General features: G+C 64.0%; 21 protein-coding genes. 10 read left to right on the forward strand and 11 right to left on the reverse strand.

What is annotated here, in order from left to right:
* Nucleotides 1-137 precede the first annotated feature (137 nt).
* Both M9955_24565 and M9955_24570 read right to left on the reverse strand, forming a co-directional pair.
* Nucleotides 138-935, reverse strand: a complete 798-nt coding sequence (locus M9955_24565) for a creatininase family protein (GenBank protein MCO5084820.1) — start codon at nt 933-935, stop codon at nt 138-140.
* Nucleotides 936-1,013: 78 nt separating this feature from the next.
* Entirely contained in the window at nt 1,014-1,397 is a 384-nt protein-coding gene (locus M9955_24570) for a RidA family protein (protein ID MCO5084821.1), read from the reverse strand.
* 256 nt (nt 1,398-1,653) lie between these two features.
* Here M9955_24570 and M9955_24575 point away from each other — a divergent pair, with 256 nt between their 5' ends.
* Genes M9955_24575 through M9955_24605 form a run of 7 tightly spaced genes read left to right on the forward strand, consistent with a single transcriptional unit; the run spans nt 1,654 to nt 8,274 of the window.
* Complete coding sequence (locus M9955_24575) at nt 1,654-2,658, forward strand: ABC transporter substrate-binding protein (protein MCO5084822.1); 1,005 nt, start codon at nt 1,654-1,656, stop codon at nt 2,656-2,658.
* 5 nt (nt 2,659-2,663) lie between these two features.
* Nucleotides 2,664-3,482, forward strand: coding sequence for an ABC transporter ATP-binding protein (locus M9955_24580; protein ID MCO5084823.1), 819 nt, complete (start codon nt 2,664-2,666; stop codon nt 3,480-3,482).
* A complete protein-coding gene (locus M9955_24585) occupies nt 3,469-4,326 on the forward strand; it encodes an ABC transporter permease (protein ID MCO5084824.1) in 858 nt (285 codons plus the stop codon). Before M9955_24580 ends, M9955_24585 begins: the two co-directional genes overlap by 14 nt.
* A gap of 7 nt (nt 4,327-4,333) precedes the next feature.
* The gene (locus tag M9955_24590; protein MCO5084825.1) at nt 4,334-5,650 is read left to right on the forward strand and encodes a cytosine deaminase; all 1,317 of its coding nucleotides are present in this window, start codon (nt 4,334-4,336) and stop codon (nt 5,648-5,650) included.
* Nucleotides 5,650-7,053 (forward strand): FAD-binding oxidoreductase, encoded by a 1,404-nt coding sequence (locus M9955_24595; GenBank protein MCO5084826.1) that lies wholly within the window; start codon nt 5,650-5,652, stop codon nt 7,051-7,053. The genes M9955_24590 and M9955_24595 overlap by 1 nt, the downstream gene beginning before the upstream one ends.
* Before the next feature lie 51 nt (nt 7,054-7,104).
* Nucleotides 7,105-7,686, forward strand: coding sequence for an NAD(P)H-dependent oxidoreductase (locus M9955_24600; protein ID MCO5084827.1), 582 nt, complete (start codon nt 7,105-7,107; stop codon nt 7,684-7,686).
* Entirely contained in the window at nt 7,687-8,274 is a 588-nt protein-coding gene (locus tag M9955_24605) for an NAD(P)H-dependent oxidoreductase (GenBank protein ID MCO5084828.1), read from the forward strand.
* On the opposite strand, the gene M9955_24610 is transcribed toward M9955_24605, so the two are convergent.
* The 5 genes from M9955_24610 to M9955_24630 are packed head-to-tail and all read right to left on the reverse strand — an operon-like array spanning nt 8,271 to nt 15,646.
* Entirely contained in the window at nt 8,271-10,715 is a 2,445-nt protein-coding gene (locus M9955_24610) for an FAD-dependent oxidoreductase (GenBank protein MCO5084829.1), read from the reverse strand. The two genes, M9955_24605 and M9955_24610, sit on opposite strands and share 4 nt — an antisense overlap.
* Complete coding sequence (locus tag M9955_24615) at nt 10,712-11,893, reverse strand: pyridoxal phosphate-dependent aminotransferase (protein ID MCO5084830.1); 1,182 nt, start codon at nt 11,891-11,893, stop codon at nt 10,712-10,714. Before M9955_24615 ends, M9955_24610 begins: the two co-directional genes overlap by 4 nt.
* Nucleotides 11,894-11,895: 2 nt before the next feature.
* Nucleotides 11,896-12,588: an HAD-IA family hydrolase gene (locus tag M9955_24620; GenBank protein ID MCO5084831.1), complete on the reverse strand. Its 693-nt coding sequence runs from the start codon at nt 12,586-12,588 to the stop codon at nt 11,896-11,898.
* Nucleotides 12,585-15,038, reverse strand: a complete 2,454-nt coding sequence (locus M9955_24625) for an FAD-dependent oxidoreductase (protein MCO5084832.1) — start codon at nt 15,036-15,038, stop codon at nt 12,585-12,587. The genes M9955_24620 and M9955_24625 overlap by 4 nt, the downstream gene beginning before the upstream one ends.
* Before the next feature lie 11 nt (nt 15,039-15,049).
* Nucleotides 15,050-15,646, reverse strand: a complete 597-nt coding sequence (locus M9955_24630) for an XRE family transcriptional regulator (protein ID MCO5084833.1) — start codon at nt 15,644-15,646, stop codon at nt 15,050-15,052.
* 171 nt (nt 15,647-15,817) lie between these two features.
* On the opposite strand from M9955_24630, the gene M9955_24635 reads away from it, so the two are divergent.
* The gene (locus M9955_24635) at nt 15,818-16,528 is read left to right on the forward strand and encodes a nitroreductase (GenBank protein ID MCO5084834.1); all 711 of its coding nucleotides are present in this window, start codon (nt 15,818-15,820) and stop codon (nt 16,526-16,528) included.
* A gap of 31 nt (nt 16,529-16,559) precedes the next feature.
* On the opposite strand, the gene soxG is transcribed toward M9955_24635, so the two are convergent.
* From soxG to M9955_24655, 4 genes are read right to left on the reverse strand one after another with little or no spacing between them, the layout of a single operon-like run.
* Nucleotides 16,560-17,162 carry a sarcosine oxidase subunit gamma family protein gene (gene soxG, locus M9955_24640; GenBank protein MCO5084835.1) on the reverse strand — a complete coding sequence of 201 codons (603 nt, stop codon included), beginning with the start codon at nt 17,160-17,162 and terminating at the stop codon, nt 16,560-16,562.
* A complete protein-coding gene (locus M9955_24645; GenBank protein ID MCO5084836.1) occupies nt 17,155-20,139 on the reverse strand; it encodes a sarcosine oxidase subunit alpha family protein in 2,985 nt (994 codons plus the stop codon). Before M9955_24645 ends, soxG begins: the two co-directional genes overlap by 8 nt.
* Nucleotides 20,136-20,438, reverse strand: a complete 303-nt coding sequence (locus M9955_24650) for a sarcosine oxidase subunit delta (GenBank protein ID MCO5084837.1) — start codon at nt 20,436-20,438, stop codon at nt 20,136-20,138. The genes M9955_24645 and M9955_24650 overlap by 4 nt, the downstream gene beginning before the upstream one ends.
* Nucleotides 20,439-20,441: 3 nt before the next feature.
* Nucleotides 20,442-21,701 (reverse strand): sarcosine oxidase subunit beta family protein, encoded by a 1,260-nt coding sequence (locus M9955_24655; protein ID MCO5084838.1) that lies wholly within the window; start codon nt 21,699-21,701, stop codon nt 20,442-20,444.
* A 222-nt stretch (nt 21,702-21,923) separates the two neighbouring features.
* Here M9955_24655 and M9955_24660 point away from each other — a divergent pair, with 222 nt between their 5' ends.
* On the forward strand, nt 21,924-24,323 hold the full coding sequence (locus tag M9955_24660; GenBank protein ID MCO5084839.1) for a mechanosensitive ion channel: 2,400 nt from the start codon (nt 21,924-21,926) through the stop codon (nt 24,321-24,323).
* Nucleotides 24,324-24,429: 106 nt separating this feature from the next.
* On the forward strand, nt 24,430-24,693 hold the full coding sequence (locus tag M9955_24665) for a hypothetical protein (protein MCO5084840.1): 264 nt from the start codon (nt 24,430-24,432) through the stop codon (nt 24,691-24,693).
* Nucleotides 24,694-24,809: the final 116 nt, after the last annotated feature.

Consider the following 24,809-nt stretch of genomic DNA (forward strand, 5'->3'; position numbering starts at 1 on the left):
TCGAAATGGACAGACCCTAAGACCGCGAAGGGCCCGGCACGAGGCAAGGTTTTCTATCCTGGCGAGTTTCGTTGGTTTGATCTCGCAGTTGCAATGGCGCAGCGAACAAAGTTCAGCATTCCAGCCTGCCGGACCGCTCAACTCAGCCACTCGTCAAGACGTGCCGCACGAACATCCTGGAGAAGCCGCACGAAGCCTGCCGCCTGATGAGCCGCCGTCAGCTTGCCTTTCCGGGCTGTCGCGGCCGCCGCGTTTCCAACGACGCCGTGGGTGTTCAGGTCGCTGGCGATCCAGGCGAAGGCGTGCGTGCCGGTCTGGCGTAGCAGGCCGAATGTCTTCTCGGCCTTCTCCACATTGGAACGGAAATCCTCGGCTTTCGCCATGTCGACCAGTTCGGGGCGGAAATGCAGCATGAGCGAGGTTTCCACGTCTCCGCCGTGAATGCCGTAGCGGTTTTCCGAATCGGGATACATGCCCTCCGGCAGGCCGAAGCGCATCCAGCTCGTCTTCACCGCCATCATCCTGCAGGCGACGCGGAGTTCCCGCGTCACGATGCCCATGATCTCCTCGTTGCCGCCATGCGAATTGACGACGACGATCTTTCGGACCCCGGCGCGATTGACCGAAAGTCCCAACTCCGCCCAAGCCTGAATCGTGGCAAGCGGCGAAAGGGTGAGAGTGCCCGGCGCATGAAGGTGCTCGTTGGACTTGCCGACGGACTGGACCGGAAGGATCCGGACGTCGAGATCGTCCGGAATCATCGGGATCACGGTTTCAAGCATCCCCTGCATGATCGACGTGTCGGTGGAGACCGGCAGGTGCGGGCCGTGCTGCTCGATGGCGGCCACTGGCAGCACGGCGATCGTTTTTTCGGGATCGATGCCGGTAAAGGCGGTGGTGGGAAAATCGCCCCACCAGATGCGTTGCTTGCTCACGTGCTTCCTCAGTCAAGATTCTGCGCGGACGTTAGACAGCGGGGCTCGCCGAGTCCACGCCCATGCCGACGATGGCGATCAGCCTGCCGCGACGACCTCGATCTCGACCTTGAATTCCTCGCGGGCGAAACCCGACACGATCATCAGCGTCGAGGCCGGGGCTGGATGGGCGAACAGGCGGTCGCGTACATCCATATAGGGCCGCAGGCAGGAGCGGTCGGTGACGTAGGCGTTTATGCGGATGATGTTTCCAAGGCCCATGCCGGCTTCGGCGAGGATGGCGGCGATGTTGGCGAAGCACAGCTCGGCCTGCGCGCCCGCATCCGCCGGCACGACATCGTCCGCGGAAATGCCCAGTTGCCCCGAGCAGAAGACCAGACGCGAGCCGCCCGGCACCTCGACCCCGTGGCTGTAGCGGGCAAAAGGCGGCTTGATGGAATCGGGCGTCAGATATTTCGGCATGAATGTCTCCTCTGCCATATTCTAGAGCCTGAAACGGCGTGTCATCAATGTTGTGGCAGATGTTGCGGCTCCATGGACAGGAGCTTGAAAAATAGGCACGATGCGGGCCGAGGCAGCACCTCAAGGGCTATCGTAGCAACGACCGCACAGGCATCCATCCGCCTGGAACGCGGTGGGGAGCGGTGGCACAGGTCTTGCGTTCATGGACTTCAGTCAATGCCGCTAATGGACGCGGCCGAATATGAGGGTGGTGTCGATGAAAAAGCTTTTCTGTTCCACTGCGATCGCTGTCGCGGCTTTGGGTGCTTCCAGCCTTGCGGCCGGCGCCGCCGACAAGGTCACGTTCATGACCAACTGGCTCGCACAGGCGGAACATGGCGGCTACTATCAGGCTGTCGCCGACGGCACGTATGCCGCGTGCGGTCTCGACGTGACCATCCAGCAGGGCGGTCCGCAGGTCGCAGGACGTCCGCTCCTGCTCGCCGGCAAGATCGACTTCTATATGGGCGGCAACATGCAGCAGGCCTTCGACGCGGTTGCCGAGAACATTCCGCTCAGGGTCGTCGCGGCGTCGTTCCAGAAGGAGCCGCAGGTCGTCATGTCCCATCCGGGCGAGGGGCTCGACAAGTGGGAGGACCTGCCGAAGGCCGAGCAGTACATCATCGGCGACGAGGGCGCGCAGAGCTTTCTGCTCTGGATGGCCGAAGCCTACGGCTTCGACCTCTCCAAGCGCGTGCCATACACTTTCAATCCTGCTCCCTTCATCGCCAACAAGAAGTCGATCCAGCAGGGTTATGTGACGTCCGAGCCCTTCGCGGTGGAGAAGGAAGGCGGCTTCGTGCCGAACCAGTTCCTGCTCGCCGATTACGGCTACAGCACCTACTCGACCACGATCGAGGCCATGCAGGACACGATCGACAAGCGTCCGCAGGTCGTCCAGTGCTTCGTCGATGGCTCGGCCAAGGGCTGGTACAATTATCTCTACGGCGACAACAAGGCCGCCAATGAGATGATCAAGAAGGACAATCCGGACATTACGGACGAGCAGATCGCCTTCACGATCAGCCAGTTGAAGAAATTCGGCATCGTCGATTCCGGAGACAGCGAAAAGCTCGGCATCGGCGCGATGACCGACGAAAAGATGCAGGACTTCTACGACAAGATGGTTGCGGCCAAGGTGATAAAGCCGGGCATCGACATCAAGAAGGCCTACACGCTTGACTTCGTCAACAAGGGCGTCGGTCTCGAGCTCAAGAAGTAGAACGTATGTTGTCGGAAGCGGCTGTCCGGTCGTCGGCGGCTGACAGCAGCGGCTCGACGCCGCTGCTGTCACTGCGCTCGGTCGGAAAAACCTTCTCGAATGGAGTCACGGCTCTCTCCAACGTCGATCTCACGATCGGCGAGGGCGATTTCGTGAGCCTGCTCGGCCCTTCCGGCTGCGGCAAATCCACGGCGCTGCGGCTGATCGCCGGCCTGTCCTCCCCGACATCCGGCCAGTTGCAATGGCACCGGCAGGTGGGGGCGGATGCCGTCGGCTTCGTCTTCCAGGAGCCGACGCTGCTACCCTGGGCGAGCGTTTTCGACAATGTCTGGCTGCCGCTGCGCCTGCGCGGCGTTTCGCGCAGCGTCGCAGCGCCCAAGGTGCGCGAGATGCTGGCGCGGGTGCACCTCGACGGCTTCGAAAAAGCGGTGCCGCGAGAACTTTCCGGCGGCATGAAGATGCGCGTCTCGATCGCGCGGGCGCTGGTGACGGAGCCCCGATTGCTGCTGATGGACGAGCCTTTCGCGGCGCTCGACGAGATCACCCGCTTCCGGCTGAACGACGACCTCCTGGAACTCTGGGAGCAGGCGCGTTTTACCACGATCTTCGTCACGCACAGCGTGTTCGAGAGCGCGTTCCTGTCCAGCCGTATCGTGGTGATGGCGGCCCGGCCCGGAAGGATTTTCGACGAAGTGCCAGTCGATGCAGGCTATCCGCGCGACGAGGCATTTCGCACATCGGCCGACTATGCGGCTCTCTGCCGGGAGGCGTCGGACGTGCTTGCCGGCGCGATGCATGCGGGAGGCGGCTATGACGGCCATTGAAAGCGGTCGTGCCGTGCCGGCGCTCGATGCCGATGAAGCGCGCAGGCTGCGCAATCAACGGTTCGAAAGCGTAGGCAAGTGGCTGCTGCCGCTGACGATCATGATCGTCGCGATCTGGCTGTGGGACCGCATCTGCGTCTGGAACGAGATTCCGCAGTACATCCTGCCGCGCCCGGGCGTGGTGTTGCAGACGCTGTTCACGGATGCCGGACTGCTTTTCGGCTCCCTGCTGACGACGCTGAAGATCACATTTCTCAGCCTGCTTCTGGCCGTTGTCGGCGGTGTCGGGCTGGCGGTGCTGTTCGCCCAGTCGAAATGGGTGGAGATGTCGTTCTTCCCCTTCGCCATCGTGCTGCAGGTCACGCCGATCGTCGCGATCTTCCCGCTGATCAACATCTATGTCGACAACCAGACGGCCAAGCTTCTGCTTTGCGCCTGGATCGTCGCCTTCTTCCCGATCCTGTCGAACACGACGCTGGGATTGAATTCGGTCGACCGCAATCTGCGCGACCTGTTCAAGCTGAACGGCGCGACAAGATGGCAGGAGCTCTGGCACCTGCGCCTGCCGGCGGCGATGCCGTATTTCCTCGGCGGCTTGAAGATCGCCGGCGGCCTGTCGCTGATCGGCGCGGTGGTGGCGGAGTTCGTTGCCGGCTCCAGCGGGCAATCCTCGGGGCTGGCCTCGCGCATCATCGAGGCGGGGTACCGGCTGAACGCGCCGCGCCTCTTTGCAGCGCTGATCCTGATCTCCTTCACCGGCATCGTGATCTTCCTGGTGCTGTCGCTCGTGTCGCACCTCATCCTGCGCCGTTGGCACGAGAGCGCGCTCAAGCAGGAGCGGTGAGCCCCGCATGATCGCGCAGGCGATTCCTTCCGATGGAACCTATAAGCTCTCGCGCGTGCGGCTGCACGGTTCCCTGACACCGGACCTGCCGGCCGACCATGGCAGCGACGGCTTTCTGCTGGTGGATATAGGCGTGGCTGCCGGCAAGATCGTGTCGATCGAGCCGTCGCGAGAAGACAGCCGATCCTCGGATGCCATCGATCTTGCCGGCCGTATCGTCATGCCGTGTTTCGTCGATTGCCACACGCATCTGGACAAGGGGCATATCTGGCCGCGCTCGCCCAATCCGGACGGCAGCTTCGCCGGCGCGCTGACGGCCAACGGCGTCGACCGCACGCAGCGCTGGTCCACCGAGGACGTGTCACGGCGCATGGATTTTGCCCTGCGCACCGCCTACGCCCACGGCACCAAGGCAATCCGCACCCATATCGACAGCGACCCGCCGCAGGACGCGATCTCCTGGCCGGTCTTCGAGGAAATGCGAGAACGCTGGCGCGGGCGGATCGAGTTGCAGGCTTCCTGTCTGATGGGCATCGAGGCCGTTCGCAACCGCGACTGGTTCACGGGGTTGGCGAAGCGCGTGGCGGATGCGCGCGGCGTCCTCGGTGCCGTGACCTATATGGTCCCGGATCTGGACGAATTGCTGGATGTCATCGTTCGCCTCGCCATGGAGAACGGGCTCGACCTCGATTTCCATGCCGACGAAACCGACGATGTGCAGGCAGTTTCTCTGCGGAAGATCGCAGAAGCTGTCAGGCGGAACTGTTTTGAGGGCAAGGTGCTCGTCGGCCATTGCTGCTCATTGGCGCGCCAGCCGGATGCGGTCGTGCTGGAGACGCTGGACGAGGTCGCGCAAGCGGGTCTTGCCGTCGTGTCGCTGCCCATGTGTAACCTCTACCTGCAGGATCGCCGGCAGGACGGCACGACGCCGCGCTGGCGCGGCGTGACGCTGCTGCACGAGATGAAAGCGCGCGGCATTCCGGTCGCCGTCGCCTCCGACAACACGCGTGACCCGTTCTACGCCTATGGCGACCTCGACATGCTGGAGGTTTACCGCGAGGCTACGCGCATCCTCCATCTGGACCATCCCGTCGGCGATTGGCCGCGTGCGGCGGCCGCGACCCCGGCCGGCATCATGCGGCTCGGCGATGCGGGTTCGCTCCATGCCGGCGGGCGTGCGGATTTTGTCATCTTCCGCGGACGCAACTGGACCGAATTGCTGTCGCGGCCGGAATCGGATCGCATCGTCGTGCGCGACGGGCAGGCGATCGAACGCGTCCTGCCTGACTATCACGAGCTCGACGATCTCATGGAGTGGAACTGATGGATATTGCAGCGCTGAGGCGGGAGCTGGAGGGTATCCGGATCGAGGACAACGACAAGATCGTGCAGCAGAAGAGTCGGGATTTCTATTGGTACAGCCCGGTTTTGAAGCGTCAGCTTGACCATGTCACCGCCGAAATCGTCGTTTCCCCGCGAGACGAGGCGGAGGTGATCCGCGTCCTGGCCGCATGCTACAAGCACGGCGTACCGGTGACGCCGCGCGGCTCGGGCACGGGCAATTACGGCCAAGCCATGCCGCTGTCGGGCGGCGTGGTCCTGTCCCTTTCGGAACTCACGGAAATCAAGGAGATCGCCCCTGGCCGCGTGGTGTGCGGCGCCGGCGCGGTCATGGCGAAGGTGGATCGCGAGACGCGAGCGCAGTCGAATCAAGAGTTCCGCATGTTCCCGTCGACCTATGCGACGGCTTCGATCGGTGGCTTCGTCGCAGGCGGCTCGGGGGGCGTCGGCTCGATCAATTTCGGTGGACTGCGCGACTTCGGCAATGTCCTGCGCCTGCGCGTGGTAACCATGGAGGCGGCGCCGCGCGTGCTCGACCTGACGGGCGAGGACCTCCACAAGGTCACGCACGCTTATGGAACCAACGGCATCATCACCGAAGTCGAGATGCCGCTGACGACCGCTTATGACTGGGTGGACGTGATCGTGGGTTTCGACAGTTTCATGGACGCAGCGCGTTTCGGCAATGCGCTTGGACGTCAGGACGGCATTCTCACCAAGCTGATCACGCCGATTTCCGCGCCTGTGCCATGGCTTTATCTCAAGCGGCACCAAAAGTTCTTCCGGGAAGACATGAGCGTCTGCGTCTGCATGGTTGCGCCGCATTCGCTGGACGCATTCCTCACCTTCACCCGGCGCACTGGCGGCGCGGTCGTCTACAATGCGGCGGCCGCCTCCGAGGAGGATCGCAAAGGCCTGCCGCCTGCCTATGAACTTGCCTGGAACCACACGACGTTGCGGGCGCTGCGCATCGACCCGTCGATCACCTATCTGCAGTCGCTCTATCCGTTCCCGAACCATCTCGCGCTGGTGGAGAAGATGGACGGGATGTTCCCCGGCGAGGTGTTCTCGCATCTGGAGTTCGTGCGCTTCGACGGCGACATCACCTGTTTCGGCCTGCCGCTGGTGAAATTCACCACAGAGGAGCGGCTGGACGAGATCATCCGCATCTTCGAAGAGAATGGCTGTCCGATCTTCAACCCGCACCGCTACACGCTGGAGGAGGGTGGTATGAAGCAGACGGACGAGGTGCAGCTTGCCTTCAAACGCGAGGCCGATCCGCAGGGGCTGCTCAATCCGGGCAAGATGATCGCGTGGGAAGATCCGACTTACGATTATCGCACTGGCAGGACCTTCCTGTTCAAGGGACTGGAGAGGGTGGCGTAACCATCTCATGCTCGACCGGCGATCTTTCACACCCCCTCTGTCCTGCCACGCATGAAAATTCTCGTCCTTCACGCGCATCCCGTTGAGACCAGTTTCAACGCCGCCCTTCACCGCATGATCGTGGAGCGGCTGACGGCGCGCGGTCATGTCGTCGACGACTGCGATCTTTATGCGGAGGATTTCGATCCGCGGCTGACACGGGCCGAGCGCATCGCCTATCAGGACACCGAGCGCAATATCGAGCCGGTCAGACAATATGTCGAGCGCTTGCGGCAGGCCGAAGGGCTGGTGCTCTGCTTCCCGGTCTGGAACTATGGCTATCCGGCCATATTGAAAGGCTTTTTCGACCGCGTATTCCTTCCCGGCGTGTCGTTCCGGCTGGTCGATGGGAAGGCCCGACCGATGCTTCACAATATCCGCAAGGTCGAGGCGGTGACCAGCTATGGCGGCAGCCGGTTCCGCGCATGGCTCATGGGCAATCCGCCGCGCAAGCTGATCCACCGGCTGATGCGCTCGACGGTGAAGCCCGGCGCGCCGGTGGGTTTCTCGGCGCATTATTCGATGAACCTTTCGACCGACGCTTCCCGCGCTGCCTTCATGCGGAAAGTCGCCGCGCGCATGGACGCTTTCTGAATGCGTACACTGGTCGTCTACTGCCATCCGGTGCCGGAGAGCTTTGGCGCGGCGTTGCGCGACACGGTGTGTTCGGTTTTGCGGGAAAAAGGAGACGAGGTACGGCTGGTCGACCTTTATGCCGAGGGTTTCGAGCCGGTCATGGGGGCGGAGGAACGACGTCACTACAATGAACGCGCCTCCGAGGACCCGGTGCTGAAGGCGCATTTCGCGCATCTTGGCTGGGCGGAAGCGATCATCTTCGTCTATCCGACCTGGTGGTACGGGTTGCCGGCAATGCTGAAGGGCTGGCTCGACCGTGTCTGGGCGACAGATGTGGCATTTCAACTGCCCAAGGGAGACGGTCCCATCGTCTCGCTGATGACCCATATAAGCAAGCTCGGCGTCGTTACCACCTGCGGCGCGCCGTGGTGGCTCTCCGTTCTGATCGGGCAGCCGGGGCGCAAGACGCTGCTGCGCGGAATGTGGGCGCTGACAGGCAAAGGCTGCCGCACCATGTATCTCGCGCATTACAACATGGACAAATCGACGGCGGAGACACGGGAGCGGTTTCTTGGAAGGGTGAAGAAGCGGGTAGGGCGCTTCTAGGCCCGCACTCTTTCGGATTTGGGGTCGTACATCGGCCTCAGTGAAGCCTCTGCAGCGAAGCGCTCGCCTGCAATCTCAATCTCGTAGGACGAGCCGAGCACATCCGTCTCGCTTTCACCGGTGCAGGGCACGTAGCCGAGGCCGATCGCGCCGCCGAGATGGTGCCCATAATTGCCTGAGGTAATCGTGCCGACGATCCTGCCGTCACGGACGATCGCCTCATTGTGGAAAAGCAGGGGCTCAGGCTCCTTCAAACGGAACTGGACGAGCCGGCGCGACAGGCCGGCTTCGCGCTTCTTCAGCACGGCGTCACGGCCGATGAAGTCGCCTTTGGCAGTCTTCACCGCGAAGCCGAGACCGGCTTCCAGCACATGGTCCTCGTCGGTGATGTCGTGGCCGAAATGGCGGAAAGCCTTTTCCATGCGGCAGGAATCCAGCGTATGAAGCCCGCAGAGCTTCAGTCCGAAACCCGCTCCGGCCTCCTCGATCGCCTCGAAGACATGGGCCGCCTGATCGGTGGAGACGTAGAGTTCCCAGCCGAGTTCGCCGACATAGGTGACGCGATGCGCGCGGGCGAGGCCCATGCCGATCTCGATCTCACGAAACGTTCCGAACGGATTGGCATCATTGGAGAAATCGTTCGGGCTCACCTTTTGAATCAAGTCGCGCGACTTAGGCCCCATCAGGCAGAGAACCGCCTCGCCAGCAGTCACATCCGTGATGACGACGAATTCGTCCGTGAGATGCCGGCGCAGCCATGCAAGGTCGCGCTGCAGCGTCGCGCCGGGGACGACGAGGAAGAAGGCGGTGTCGGAGAGCCGCGTGACGGTGAGATCGCTTTCGATGCCCGCGCGCCCGTTCAGCATCTGCGTATAGACGATGCGGCCGGGCTCGACGTCCAGATCGTTCGCGCAAAGCCGTTGCAGGAAACGCAGCGCGTCGCGGCCCTCGACGCGAATTTTGCCGAAGGAGGTCATGTCGAACAGGCCGACATCGTTCCGGACGGCCAGATGCTCCTCGCGCTGGTTGTCGAACCAGTTCTGCCGCCACCAGGAGTACCGGTATTCGCGCTCCTGTCCCTCCCGGGCGAACCAGTTGGCGCGCTCCCAGCCGGCAACCTCGCCGAAAACCGCGCCGCGCGCCTTCAGATGCTCGTGCAGCGGCGAACGCCGCACGCCGCGCGCCGTGGCGACCTGCCGGTAGGGGAAATGGTCGGCATAGAGCAGGCCCAGCGTCTCGGTGACGCGCTCCTTGAGATAGCGGCGGTTCTTCTGGAAGGGCTGGGCGCGGCGGATGTCGACCTCCCAGAGATCGAAGGGCGGCTCACCGTCGTTCATCCATTGCGCCAGCGCCATGCCGGCGCCGCCGGACGAGACGATGCCGATGGAGTTGTAGCCCGTGGCCATCCAGTAGCCGCCGACCTCCGGGGCTTCGCCGAGATAATACCGGTCGTCCGGCGTAAAGCTTTCGGGGCCGTTGAAGAAGGTATGGATGCCGGCGGTCGCCAGCATCGGCATACGGTTGACGCCCATTTCGAGGATGGGCTCGAAATGCTCCATGTCCTCCGGCAGCTGGTCGAAGCAGAAGCTTTCGGGAATGCCGGCCATGCCCCAGGGTTTCGCTTTGGGCTCGAAGGCGCCAAGCATCATCTTGCCGGCATCCTCCTTGTAGTAGGCGCATTCGTCCGGCACGCGCAGCACAGGCAGGCGCGACAGGCCGGGGATCGGCTCGGTGATCAGATAGAAGTGTTCGCAGGCGTGGGAGGGGATCGTCACGCCGTTTTGCAGCGCGAACTCGCGCGCCCACATGCCGGCGCAGTTGACAACGATGTCGGTGTCGATCGTGCCTTGCTCGCCGTCCTTGTCCCAGCTGACGCCGGAAACGCGGCCGTTTCGGGTGTGAACGGCGGAAACCTTGACGCCCTCGACGATCTTCGCGCCATGCTGCCGGGCTCCCTTGGCCAGCGCCATGGCGATGTTGGCGGGGTCGCACTGGCCGTCCAGCGGCAGATGGACCGCGCCGACGACGTCGGAGACGTTGAGATGCGGGTACATCTCCTTCACTTCCTGCGGGGAGATCTCACGCACGTCGACATCGAAGGCCCGGGCCAGAGAAGCCTGCCGATAGAGTTCGTGCTTGCGCTCCTTCGTCAGCGCGACGCTGATCGAGCCGACCTGACGCATGCCGGTGGAGACGCCTGTCTCGGCTTCCAGTTTCACGTAAAGATCGGCGGAATATTTTGCCAGCCGCGTCATGTTCTGCGAAGCGCGCAACTGACCGATCAGCCCGGCGGCATGCCATGTCGTGCCGCAGGTCAGTTGCTTGCGTTCGAGCAGAACGACATCCGTCCAGCCGAGCTTGGCCAGATGATATGCGACGGAGCAGCCGGAAACGCCACCGCCGATGATGACCGCGCGAGCCTTTGGCGGAAGCGCGCTCATGCGGCGACCCGGCGATAGGAGGAGACGAACCGCCGCAGACGGCTCGCGGCTTCCTGCAGGACCTCTTCCGACTGGCAAAGGCTGATGCGGACGTGGCCGGCGGCGGCCTCGCCGAAGCTCGCGCCGGGCATGACCGCAACCTTCTCCGCTTCCAGAAGCGTCCATGCGAATCTCTCGCAGTCCGGCTCTACGGCGCGCACGTCGAGCATCACATACATGCCGCCGTCCGAACCGCGCACGACGATGTCGTTCGTGCCGCGCATGGCATCGAGAAGCACCTTGCGACGCCGGCCATAGGTTTCCGCTATCTCCTTGACGCCATAGCCATTTTCGAGTGCTTCCGACGCAGCATGCGAGACGAAATCGGTCAGGCCGTAGGTGGTCACCAGATTCAGCGAGATCAGTAGTGCGATCATATCCGCAGGCCCGGTCAACCAGCCGATGCGCCAGCCGGTCATGCCGTGACTTTTAGACATGGAATTGATGACGAGCGTGCGTTCCGCCATGCCGGGAAGAGAACGCGGCGAGATATGTTCGCCGCCGCCGAGCGTCCAGTAGACCTCGTCGGAGAGCAACCAGAGATCATGCTCGATGCAGAGCGCAGAAAGCGCTTCGAGCGACTGTCGCGTATAGATGGCGCCGGTCGGATTGTTCGGGCTGTTGATAAGGATGGCGCGGGTGTTGGGCCGGATCGCCGCCGCGATGGCCTTCGCATCCGGCTGGAAACCATTTTCGGCGCGGGTCTCGACGACGGTGAATTCGGCTTCCGCGGCGCGGAAGGTTCCGGGATAGGTGGCGTAGTACGGCGCGACGACGATGGCGTGGTCGCCGCGATCAAGCGTGGCCTGCACGGCGGCATAAAGCGCGGCCTGGCCACCCGGCGTGGCGATGACCTGCGCCGCATCGGTTTCGACACCGGTCGCCTCGGTGGATACCTTGGCCATGGCGGCGCGCAGCCGAGGCAGGCCGGGAAGCTGCGTGTAGTGATGGTGGCCCGCACGCAGGGCCGTGACACAGGCTTCCACCGTTTCCGCCGGGCTGTCGAAATCGTGGTCGCCGACGGAGAGCATGATGATGTCCTCGCCGGCCTGCTTGCGGGTCATGGCGGCAAAGTGCACCTCCCATCCGTCCTTGCCGGAAGGAATGATGCCGCTGATGCGGGAAGAGGGCCGGGGCATCGTCAGGGCTCCATCTCTACAAAAGCGTTCAGGCGCGCGGCGATGAGAAGCCGGCCTGCGTCGTCCGTCCGTACGCCGAATGTCTCGTAGCTGGCGATGGTCGGATGCGGGACGTTCGCGCCGTGCGAATGGGTCGCGGTGACGACCGCCACCGTCATGCCGGCCGCCTCCGCAGCCGCGATGCCCGCCGGGGCATCTTCAAAGACAAGGCAGTCTTCAGGCCTTTGGCCGAGGCGGGACGCGGCCAGAAGGAAGCAATCGGGCGCGGGCTTGCCTTTCGTCACGTCCTCGCCGCTGATCATCAGCGGCGGCAATGGCAGGCCGGCCGCGCCAAGCCGGCGCCTGGCGAGCTCACGCGGCGCCGAGGTGACGACGGCCCAGCGATCGGCGGGCAGCATGGCGAGGAAGTCGGCCGCGCCGGAGATCGGCACGATCCCGTCCACATCCTCCAGCTCGGCGCGAAGGACAATCTCCGCTTCGCGCTGCGGGTCGACGCCCGGCAGGTTGAGGCGGCCGATGGTCTCGCTGGCGCGGACGCCATGAATGGTCGGCAGGAATGCCGCCACATCGAGCCCGTAGCCGCGCGCCCAGCTCGACCAGACGCGCTCCGTCGCGGCGATAGAGCTCAGGATCGTGCCGTCCATGTCGAAAAGGAACGCCCCGAAGGTGCGATCAGGATGCGGTGTGTTCGTCATGCTTTCAGTCTCAGGTTTTTGGGGTCCCAAAGGGGCTCGTCGGGTTGCACCGTCGCCGGGCACCGCGCGCCGAAGATTTCGATATCGACGCGGGTGCCGGGCTCGGCCAGATCGGCACGCAGCATGCCGAGCGCGATTGCCTTGTCCACCCTGTGGCCAAAACCTCCTGACAAGGTTTCGCCCACAATCTTTCCGCCGTGCCATACCGTCGACATATAGGGCGCGTCGCAGTCGCCCGCTTCGTCCAGAACCAGCGTGACGAAACGCTTTGCCACGCCCTGCTGCTTCTCGTTCTGAAGCGCCGCCTTACCCTTGAAGTCGGGCTTGTCCCATTTGACGAAGCGCTCGAGACCGCCCTGCAGGATCGTATAGTCGGTGGAAAGATCCTGTTTCCAGGCTCGATAGCCCTTCTCAAGACGCAGCGAATCCAGCGCGAACATGCCGAACGGCTTCAGTCCATGTTTTTGGCCCGCATCCCACACGGCGTCGAAGACCCTGGCGGTGCTGCCGGTGTGCGTGTGCAGCTCCCAGCCGAGTTCTCCGGCGAAGGAGACGCGGACGAGCTGGAGCCATTCGCCGGCGATCTGGCAGGACTGGTGCGACAACCATGGCGATGAAAGATCCGCATCGGCCACGTCGGCGAGGATGTCGCGCGCCTTCGGTCCTGTGAGGATCTGGCAAGCGAAATTCTCGGTGACGTCTTCCAGAGTCATTGCATGGGTTTGCGGCGGATGCTTCAGAAGCCACTCGAAGTCATGGCTCTGCGCGACGGCCGCGGTGATGAGGAAGAAGAAATCCTCTTCGATAGCCATGATCGACATTTCGGTGACGATCCGGCCGGAATCATCGGCGAAATAGCCGAGGCCGATACGGCCGGGCTTCGGCACGACGCCAGTGATGAGTGTCGAAAGCCAGTCGCGCGCGTCCGGTCCCTTCAGGCGGAAGCGCGAGAAGCCGGGGAGGTCGAGAATGCCGGCGGCATCGCGCACCGCGAGACACTCTTCGCGGACGCGCTTCTGCCACGGGCCGTCGCGATCATAGGTCTGCGTCGCGGCTTCGGACGTGTCATCGTCCGGCTGGGCGTACCACAGGGCGCGCTCCCAGCCGTTGAAGACGCCGAATTGGCCCCCAAGAGCCGCGATGCGGTTGTGGATCGGCGAGAGCTTTCGTCCGCGCGCCGCTGGCCAGGCATGGCGAGGGAAATGGATGGCATATTCGTGGCCGTAGACTTCCAGCCCCTTTGCCACCGCATAGTCGGGCGCGGCGGCAAAGGCCGTGAAGCGGCGCGGGTCGCACGACCACATGTCCCATTCCGTCCGACCTTCCGTCACCCATTCGGCCAGCACTTTTCCGGCGCCGCCCGCCTGCGCGATGCCGAAGGTGAAGACGCAGGCCTCGAAGGCATTAGGCACGCCCGGCATAGGCCCGATCAGCGGGTTGCCGTCCGGCGCGTAAGGGATCGGCCCGTTGATGACCTTGGAAAGGCCGGCCGTGCCGAGGATCGGCACGCGCGCGATGGCGTCGCTGAGATACCATTCCAGCCGCTCCAGATCGTCCGGGAAAAGCTGGAAGGAGAAATCGTCGGGCATCGGATCATCGGAGGCGGCCCAATGCGCGCGGCAGTTCTTCTCGTAGGGCCCGAGATTCATGCCGAACTTTTCCTGCCGCAGATAATAGGAACTATCGACGTCGCGCAGCAGCGGCAGTTTGTGCCCGACCTCGGTCGACCACGCCTTCAGTTCCGGAATCTCGTCGAACAGGATGTATTGGTGACTCATCACCATCATCGGGATGTCGCGGCCGAACATCTTTCCCACCTCGGCGGCGCGATAGCCGGCGACGTTGACGACGTATTCGCAGCGGATCTCGCCCTGCGCTGTCGAGATCACCCATTCGTCCCGGTCGCGTCGCACCGCCGTCACCGGGCAGAAACGGACGATCTTTGCGCCGAGGTCGCGCGCGCCCTTGGCCAGTGCCTGCGTCAACTGGGCAGGGTCGATGTCGCCGTCATTCGGATCGTAGAGCGCGCCGGCGAGATCATGCGTCTCGATGAACGGATATTTAGTCCTGATCTCGTCCGGCCCGATGACATCGATCGCCATGCCCTGATAGCGGCCCATGCCCCTGGCGCGCTGGAACTCGCGCATCCGCTCCCTGCTATGCGCGAGCCGGATCGAGCCCGTGACGTGGTAGTTCATCGGATAGTCGACTTCCGCGGCCAGCCCGCGATAGAGCTCGGCAGAATAGCGCTGCATGTTCATCAGCGACCAGGAGGACGAGAAGGTCGGCACGTTGCCGGCCGCATGCCACGTGGAGCCGGACGTCAATTCGTTCTTTTCCAGGAGGATGCAGTCGGTCCAGCCCGCTTTGGCGAGATGGTAGAGCGAGGAAACGCCGACAGCGCCGCCGCCGATGATGACGACGCGCGCGTGGGAGGGGAGTTCGGCCATATTGTCCTCCTTCAATACACCGGCGGGCTGACGACCCAGATGACCACCGCCGGCACGTCGCCAGCGTTTCGCCAACGGTAGGTCTTGTTGCTGAAACGAAAACTGTCGCCTTCGCCGAGACTGTGCCACGTTCCCGCGATCTCAAGGTCCAGGCATCCCGAAACGACGTAGCCGGCGTCTTCTGTTTGCCGCTGCGCCTGGACGCTTCTTTCGGCGCCGGGCGCGAATTCGGAGCGGATGAGTTCGAAGCTGCCACCAAGATCGGGCGAGAGGAGTTCCTCGGTCAATCCCGACTCGCTCGATCCGAGCGCACGGCGATGCCCGGCGCGAACGATAACGCCGCGCTCGGGCTCCGTCGCGGCCTCGTGTCCGAAGAAGATACTGAGCGGAACGCCGAAAACATCGGCAAGACGCCTCAAATCCTCGATGGACGGCTGCGACAATCCGCGCTCGACCTGACTTATCCAGCCGATCGAGCGGCCGAGCTTCAGCGCGAGTTCCGCGATCGTCAGCCCCCGGCTTCGACGCAACGCACGGATGTCGCGCGCGAGCATGTCCGCCGCGGTCAGCACGTCATTCATTCCGTTCTTGTGCGCGATCGAGGTCATGAAAAATCCTGCCGAATTTTCATCCACACGTTTGTCATGAAATTTTCAAGGAGAATTTCATATGCCAGCGGAATGGATTCGCTTGCACGGGCGGCTTCGCAATGCCATGGCATGCGGCGAAAGTGCGCCGGAGCGCAGCGGATCGAGGGGCCGTATCCAAAGGAGTGGCACGTGCTGGCACCGGGCAGGGAGCATTTGCCTCTCGACGAAGTAGGTGTGGTGGATGACGCGATCGTGTCGCGGCGTTCCGTGCGAGCGTTCCTCCCGGACGAGGTCGACCGGGCGACGATACGCCAGATCCTGGAAGTGGCGGCACGCGCTCCCTCCGGCACCAACATGCAGCCGTGGCGGGTCTATGTCGTCGAAGGCGAGACGAAGCAGCGGATTTCCGACGCCATCCTGAACTCCGGCATTCGTGCCGAGAAGGCGGGTTGGGACGAATACAAGTACTATCCCGACCAGTTCTTCGAGCCCTATCTCACGCGCCGGCGGACCGTCGGTTTTGCACTCTACGGACACCTCGGCATTGCGCGCCGCGAGGTCGAGCGCATGCGCGAGCAGCACGATCGCAATTTCGTGTTCTTCGATGCGCCGGTCGGCATGATCTTCACCATAGACCGGCGATTGAACACCGGGTCGTGGATCGATTACGGCATGTTCCTGCAGAACATCATGGTCGCGGCGCGGGCGAGGGGACTGCACACCTGCCCGCAAGCGGCGTTTGCGCCGTATCATCGGCAGATCAGGCCAGTGCTCGGGATCGGCGAGGAAGAGGTCGTGGTTTGCGGCATGGCGCTCGGCTATGAGGATGTCGCCAAGCCGGAGAACGATCTCAGGACCGGGCGCGCGCCGCTCGACGAATGGGCGAGCTTCCACGACTGACGTGGCATGTCACGGGCAGACCCGCTGCCGCTCAGACGACTTCGTAGCCCACTTCCTCCGCGGCGTGACCGAGCATCTTCCAGAAGCTGCGGGCGAATGAACGAAACACGTAGAGGTCGAACTGCTCCTCGCCGGTGCGCTGGATTTGCGTGAAGATCTCGTGGTGGGTGGTCGAGCGACCCGCTCCCAACGGGAAGGCCGTCAGCGAAAAGTCGATCGCGAAGAGTTTCGACAGCACCCATTCCGCCTTCGGGCCGGCGATGCGGAATGCAGTCCGGCCGTGCGAAAGGTCGGTCACGGCGCCGACATCCTGAAGCATGGCGGCGGCGTATCTGGCGAAAACGCCTTCCTCCTCCTCGATGACCATGAATTTTCCGGGCGCGAAGCCGAAGGCGGCTTTCGTCTTTTCGGCGACGCCCGCCCCGGCTCCGTCGGAGAGCTCGAGGCCGGAAATATCCTGGACAAGCGCTATCAACACCTTCTCCTGCCCGCGCCAGGCAGCGAGCTGCACGACGGAGCCGGGCTGCGGTTCCGAAAGAACCACGCCCGCCGACCCGCCGACATTGCCGTGAGCGCCGGGCTTGTAAGCCGCGCCGAGCGGCGAAACCTGCTCAATCCCGTTCTGGCTAGCCATGCATACGCGTTCCTTCAGGGTCGAACATATGGTGGCTCACGATTTCCACCGGACCGAACCGTTTGCGCAGCGGATCGGAGACGAAGGCGCGGGTGCCGCGACGCGTCTTGCCGCCGCTGACCAGCGCCAGCCCGATATATTTGCCCAGCGAAGGCGAGTAGCAGGTGGCCGTGACGTGGCCGAGCGAGTTGGCGGGCGCCTCCGGATCGGCGCGCTCGACAATATGCGCGCCGCCGTTCAACGCGCGGCCGTCGAGCGAAACGAGGCCGACCAGCTGCAACCGGTTCGGTCCGGTCAGCCCCTCGCGGTCCATCATGGCCGAGCCGACGAAAGGCTTCTTCTTCGACGGCATCCAGTCGAGATGCAGGTCGCGCGCGGTAGTGCGGCCGTCGATCTCCGAACCCGTGACATGGCCCTTCTCGATACGCATCGTGCCGAGCGCTTCAAGGCCATAGGGAACGAGGCCGGACGGACGGCCTGCACGAAGCAGCGCGTCCCAGACATGCTGGCCGTGGCCAGCGCCGCTATAGACCTCGAAGGCCATCTCGCCGGAAAAAGAGAGGCGGCAGATCATGACCGGCGCGCCGTCGATCTCGCCGTGGACGATACCCATGAAGGGCAGGGCCTCGTTGTCGACCTTCGTGCCCGTGACGCAGGCAGCGAGGATTTCCCGCGCGCGTGGGCCGCCGATGGCCGCGCCCGCCCACTGGTCGGTGACTGAGGTCAGGTGCACCTTCAGGTCCGGCCAGATCACATCCAGCAGATACTCCAGATGCTGCATGACCTTGCCGGCATTGGCCGTGGTCGTGGTCATCAGGAAATCGTGCTGGCCGAGCCGCCACGTCGTGCCGTCGTCCAGCACCAGCCCGTCCTCGCGCAGCATCAGACCGTACCGGGCCTTGTTGACCGGCAGGGTCGAGAAGATGTTTGTGTAGACGCGGTCGAGGAATTCGGCTGCATCCGGCCCCTGAACGGCGATCTTGCCGAGGGTCGACACGTCCACGATGCCCGCTTCGTTGCGGCTGGCCCGCGTCTCGCGGACATAGGCCTGCTCGATCGTCTCGCCGGGGTGGCCGTAGATGCGTGGGCGGAACCAGAGGCCTGCAGGCATCATTTCCGCGCCCTGCGACACATGCCAGTCGTGCATCGGCGTCAACCGGTCGGGCTTGAGATCGCCGAAGCGTTCCGCCGCGATCGATCCGAGCGAGACGGGGGCGTATGGCGGCCGGAAGCGGGTGGTGCCGACCTCCGGGATCGGCTTGCCGGTCGTTTCCGCCATGATGGCGAGGCCCGGCACGTTCGACGTCTTGCCCTGGTCCGTCGCCATGCCGAGCGTGGTGTAGCGCTTCAGATGCTCGACGGAGACGAAGCCTTCCCGATGCGCGAGGCGCACATCGTCCGCCGTCACGTCGTGCTGGAAATCGACGAAAGCCTTGCCCTTGGCCTTGATCTCGAACACCGGGGCAGGGCGCGACAGCAAGGCCGTGGGCTCTGCTTCGGGCAGGACTTCGTCGTCGGATGAGCCATCGCGACCGGCGGCTGCGCCCTGCGCGATGGCTTCCACGGCGGAGAAGGAACCCGCAGCCGCGCCGACCGAGACCCAGTTCTGGTGCGGCTCGGGCGGGACGAAGGCCTGGATTTCTTCATGCCACAGCGCCTTGCCGCCGGCCTGAGTCGCCAGATGCAGCGTCGGCGACCAGCCGCCCGACACGAGCAGCGCGTCCGCCGCGATGGTGCGGGTGTCGCCCGATATCGTCCGGCTGCCCGCATCGAACGGCTGGACCTTGATGCCGGACAGCGCCTTGCCGCCTTCGGTGCCGACGACAGCGTGGCCGGCCAGCACCTCGACACCGGCGACGTTCGCCGCCGCACGCGCTGCGGGCGAAATTTCGGCGCGGACGTCGATCACTGACACGATCCCGGAGCCTGCTTCCCTCAATGCGCCAAGGGCCGCATAAGCGCTGTCATTGTTGACGAAGAGCGCGACCTTCGCGCCCACTGCGATACCGTACTCGGCCGCGAAGCGTTGGGCTGCGGATACGAGCATCACTCCGGGGCGGTCGTTTCCCGGAAAGACGATTGGACGTTCGAGCGATCCCGTTGCCAGGACGACCTTGCCGGCGCGGATCGTCCAGCTCCGGTGCCGCGGCTCGCCGATGCCGGGCGCCGCCTTATGATCGGAGACACGTTCCAGCGCGGCAAGCGTGTTGTCGTCATAGTAGCCCCAGACCTGAGTGCGCGGCAGCAGCGTGACGTTGGGCATGGCACGCAGTTCGTCGACGACAGACTCGGCCCAAAGGTCGGCTGGCCGGTCGCCAATCGTTTCGCCCGACCATTTCGTGGAACCGCCGAATGTCGGGTCGAATTCGGCGAGTATGATGCGCGCGCCGCTCTCGGCCGCGGCACGGGCAGCCATCAGCCCCGCCGGCCCGGAGCCGACGACAAGCACGTCGCAGAAGGCGTTGACGCGTTCGTAGCGGGCTGTGTCGGCGGCATCGCCGACGCGGCCGAGACCTGCCGCGCGGCGGATGAAATGCTCGCAGAACATCCAGAAGCGGGTGCCCTTCAGCGGCCCGATCGCCGGCCCCATGAAGGTTTTGTAGTAGAACCCGGCGCCGAGCAGCTTGCCGCCCAGCTGGTTGATGGCGTTCACGTCGAAGGCGAGCGAAGGGAAGCGGTTCTGGCTGACCGCGACGAGGCCGTCGAATATCTCCACGGTCGTCGCCGGGACGTTCGGCTCGCGCACGGCCCCCCGCAGCACCGTGACCAGCGCGTTGGGCTCGTCGATGCCAGCGGAAACAAGGCCGCGCGGACGATGATATTTGAACGAACGGCCGAAGAGCCTGACGCCGTTGGCAAGCAGCGCCGAGGCGAGCGTATCGCCCGGATGGCCGTTGCAGGCATGGCCGTCGAAGGTGAAACAGACCGTCCTGCTGCGGTCGATGCGGCCGCCGGCGGCAGCGCGGCGCGGGCTCATCGCGGCTCTCCCGCCACGGCGTGCCGCTCATGAAGGGCGTGGCCGGTCTCGCGCACAAAGGAAACACGCGAAACCTTGTGCGTCTGGGTGGAGCGCGTCACAGCCAGATGCGCCCGGCAGCCGCCGGAGTGCTGCCAGATCTCATTGTGCTCGCCGGCGATGTTCACGCGGTCGTAGACGTAGCGGTTCCAGGCTTCCTGATCGGTGGAAGCGGGATCGGGGCGCGTGCGATTTCCGTCTCCCTGATAGGTGTATTCGGAAACGTCGCGCGGGCCGCAGTAGGGGCAGGTGATCAGCATGGCTCAGTGCAACCGGGGCGTGGCGCCCTGGCCCTTGTCGTCTATGACCGTCCCGCGATGGAACCGATCCAGCCGGAAGGGGGCGTTGAATTCGTGCGGCTCATCCTTCGCTATGGTGTGAGCGAAGCAGAATCCCGATGCCGGAGTGGCCTTGAAGCCGCCGTAGCACCAGCCGCAATTGAGGTACATGCCGGGCAGAGGGCCGGTCGTGATGATCGGCGAGCCATCCATCGACATGTCCATGATGCCGCCCCATGATCTCAGCAGACGCAGGGGCGCAAGGCTGGGAAACAAGGCGACCATCTCGCTCATGACGTCTTCCACGACGGGCAGGCTTCCGCGTTGCGCGTAGCTGTTGTAGCCGTCGATGTCGCCGCCGAAAACCAGCCCACCCTTGTCCGACTGGTTGATGTAGAAATGACCCATTCCGAAGGTGACCACCGTGTCCAGAAAGGGCTTGATCGATTCGGTCACGAAAGCCTGGAGGACGTGGCTCTCGATGGGCAACTCCTCGACGCCGGCCATGCGCATCACATGGCCGGTCGAGCCGGCGACGGCGACGGCAACCTTCTTCGCCCGGATCTCGCCGCGCGACGTCGTGACGCCGACGACACGGTCGCCGTCCTTGAGGAAGCCGTTGACTTCGCAGTTTTCCAGTATGTCGACGCCGCGACGGTCTGCGCCGCGCGCATAGCCCCATGCGACGGCATCGTGCCGGGCAGTGCCTGCGCGACGCTGCATCAGGCCGCCAAGCACCGGAAAGCGCGCCGAACGGCTGACATCGAGTCCCGGCATGAGCTGCTTGAGCTGCCGTGCATCGAGCAGTTCGGCGTCGACGCCCTCATGCCGCATGGCGTTGCCGCGGCGTGCATAGTCGTCCATCTGCGCAGGCGAATGGCCGAGATTGACGACGCCCCGCTGGGAGAACATCACATTGTAGTTCAGGTCCTGGGACAGGTTCTCCCAGAGCTTCATGGAATGTTCGTAGAAGCGGATGTTCTGCGGCAGGAGATAGTTCGAACGGATGGTGACCGTGTTGCGGCCGACGTTGCCCGAGCCGAGATAGCCTTTTTCCAGCACCGCCACATTGGTGATGCCGTGCTCCTTGGCGAGATAATAGGCCGTCGATAGCCCGTGCCCGCCGCCACCGATGATGATGACGTCGTAGCTCGGCTTCGGGTCCGGCTTGCGCCATGCCGGCTTCCAGTCCCGGTTTCCCGAGAACGCGTTCTTCAGCAGCGCGAGGGCTGAATATTCCGCCATGCCCCATCCTCAAATCGGCCGTCCGGACACTATAGACGCGATCCGGGCGCGAAGGCCAATTTTGCGCCATGACATATCGCTTGCCCGACCTCGTTCGCAGGGCATCGTCGCTTGCCGGCCGCGCCGCCGGTCTCTAACACTATCCGCCACTTCGACCGACCCTTCGCGGTGATTCACGGCTTGACGAACCGGCTGACCATCTTCCTGCGCAGCATCGCGCTCATGCTTGTGCTTCTGGCGTCGGCACTGCCGGTGACGGCACAGGACGAGACGCCGCTGACGCAGCAGGGAGCAGGAATCGTCGCGACGCAGCAGGCCGTTCTTAGCGAGATCGCCAGGCGCGCGGACGCCATAGCGGCTCGGATCGACGCAAGCGGGGACAGCGACGAGAAACTGGTGGAGCTCCGCCTCGGCCTCGAGGAAATGGCGACCGAGCTTCTGCAGAGCGGCGTGGCCTTCAGGCCGCGGCTGGCGGAGATCAACAGCCGACTCGAACAGCTCGGCGCGCCGCCCGCAGACGGGCAACCGCCTGAATCCGAGATCGTGTCGAACGAACGGAAGGCGCTTCAGGCAGAAAAGGCCGACATAAATGTCCTGCTCGGCAAAGCGGAGGACCTGTCGATCCGCGTCAGCAACCTGCTCGACAGGGTCGCGACGCTGCGGAGCGATCTGTTCAGGCGGCAACTGACCGCGCGCTACGATCTGGTCGACGCGTTCGGAACGGAGACCGCGGCGGATGCGCAGCGCGAACTCAGCCAGTTGTACCGTTCCGTCTCGTCATGGCTGCGCTTCGTCTTCCAGTTCAAGTTCCAGGCGGTGCTTGCGGCGACCTTCCTCGCGCTTCTGGCTGCTGCGATCCTGATGGTCGGCGGCCGGCGGCTGGTTGGCCGGCTGATCGAGCCCGACCGCATGGTGGAGGACCCCAGCTATCTCAGCCGGCTGTCGGTCGTTTTCTGGTCGACGCTGCTGCCGACGCTGGCGCTTGCCGTCTTCTTCACGTCCACGGCGTTCTTCTTCCACTATTTCAACGTCTTGCGCGGGGATATCGGAGTCTTCCTGAAATCGCTGTCGGATGTCCTGCTCGTCATTTTCTGCGTCAACAGGCTGACGCGCGCTGCCCTTTCGCCGTCCCTGCCGAACTGGCGCCTGATCGAGGTCGAGCCGACTCCCGGCCGCTGGCTGATCGGCATGGCCACCGCCATGGCTGTCGTGCTCGGCGTGAGCATGTTCCTCGGCGAAGTCAACGAGCAGATGGGCTCGCCGCTGTCGATCACCATAGTACGCAGCTTCATCGCCACGATCATCATCGGCCTGCTGATGATCCTCATCGGATTGATCCGGCCGTTCAGGGATTCGGAAGGGCGCTGGCGTCCCTGGCCGGGCTGGCTGCGGGGTTTCCTCTTCGCCATCGGCGGCTTCACGGTGCTGACCTCGCTGCTCGGCTACATAGGACTGGCGCTCTTCGTCTCGATACAGATCGTCGTGACGGGAACGATGGTCCTGCTTGCCTATATCGGCTTTCTGTCGGCGCGCGAGATCAGCGAGGAAGGCGCGTTCGCGCATACGGTGTTCGGCCGGAGGCTCGCCGCCCGGGGGCATATGAACGAAGCGACGCTCGATCAACTCGGTCTTGCGTTGAGCATGGCGATCAACCTGCTGATCGTGGCCATCTTCGTGCCGCTCGCGCTGCTGATCTGGGGGTTCCAGCCGGGCGACCTGCGTGCCTGGATCTACAAGCTTGCTACCGGAATCCAGATCGGCTCGATCAGCATCTCGATCACGGGCATCCTGACCGGCCTGCTCGTCTTCGTCGTGGGATACTTCCTGACGCGCTGGTTCCAGGGATGGCTCGACGGCTCGGTGATGGCGCGGGGACGGGTCGATGCCGGCGTTCGCAATTCGATCAGGACGGTGGTGGGCTATGCCGGCTTCGCGCTTGCCGCCGTCGTCGGCATTTCGGCTGCCGGGCTCGATCTTTCCAACCTCGCCCTGATCGCGGGCGGCCTGTCTCTCGGCATCGGCTTCGGCCTGCAGAACGTGGTGTCGAACTTCGTCTCGGGTCTGATCCTGCTGGCCGAACGCCCGTTCAAGGTGGGCGACTGGGTGGTTGCGGGCGATGTCTCGGGCACAGTCAAGAAGATCAGCGTGCGGGCGACGGAGATCGAGACCTTCCAGCGCCAGACGATGATCATGCCGAATTCGCTGCTGATCAATGCGGCTGTCGGCAACTGGACGCATCGCAACAGGCTCGGCCGTGTCGACATCAAGGTGAACGTTGCCTATGGCTGCGACGCCAAGAAGGCGCACGAGGTCATGCTCGCGATCGCGCGTTCCCATCCGATGGTGTTGAAGAATCCCGAGCCCTTCGTGCTTTTCGCGAATTTCGGACCGGCGGCGCTGGAGTTCGAGATACGCGTCTTCCTTGCCGACATCACCAATGGCGGCACGGTGCAGAACGATATCCGCTTTCAGGTGCTGACCGCGTTCGACCGGGCCGGCCTGATCATACCGTCGACGCCGCGCGCCGAAGTCGACCATATGGACCCGGCGGCTGAAGAGCGGGACACCGCGCCGGCCGGTCAGGCGAAAGGTGCGGCGTCGTCCAACGCCGGCCCGGCATGAAGGGTCGGCCGTTCAGTTGCCGTTCAGCTTGCTTCTCCTATAAGGTTACGTGCGACGGATTGGCCGTCGACCAGGCAAAGAGGCGGTAGGAGATACCGTGACGAACATGAAGAAGCTGCTGATCGGATTTGCCGCGCTTGTCGCAGCGGCCAATGCGGCGATGTCTGCGACTGCGGTCAACAAGGATGGCGAGCCACGCACGATTGTCGTCACCGAGGGGGGCGACAAGAGCGAGCTTTCCATCGCGGCGGGCGAGACGCTGGATTTTTGCCCCAATGGCTGCTTCGTGACGCTGCCGAACGGCGACCGTGAGGCGCTGACCGGTTCCGAGACCATCGAGATCATGAACGGCGTCGCCCGCGTCAAGTAGTCCGGGTTGAATCCCGCTCGTCAGGGCCGTGCGATTTGCGCGGCCTTTTATGTTTTCGGGCAAGCAAGCGTTAAACCTAACGCGTGAAAAGCACCCGGACGACCCCACCGGCGCCC

It is taken from the genome of Rhizobiaceae bacterium (assembly GCA_023953845.1).
Classification (GTDB): Bacteria; Pseudomonadota; Alphaproteobacteria; order Rhizobiales; family Rhizobiaceae; genus Arvimicrobium.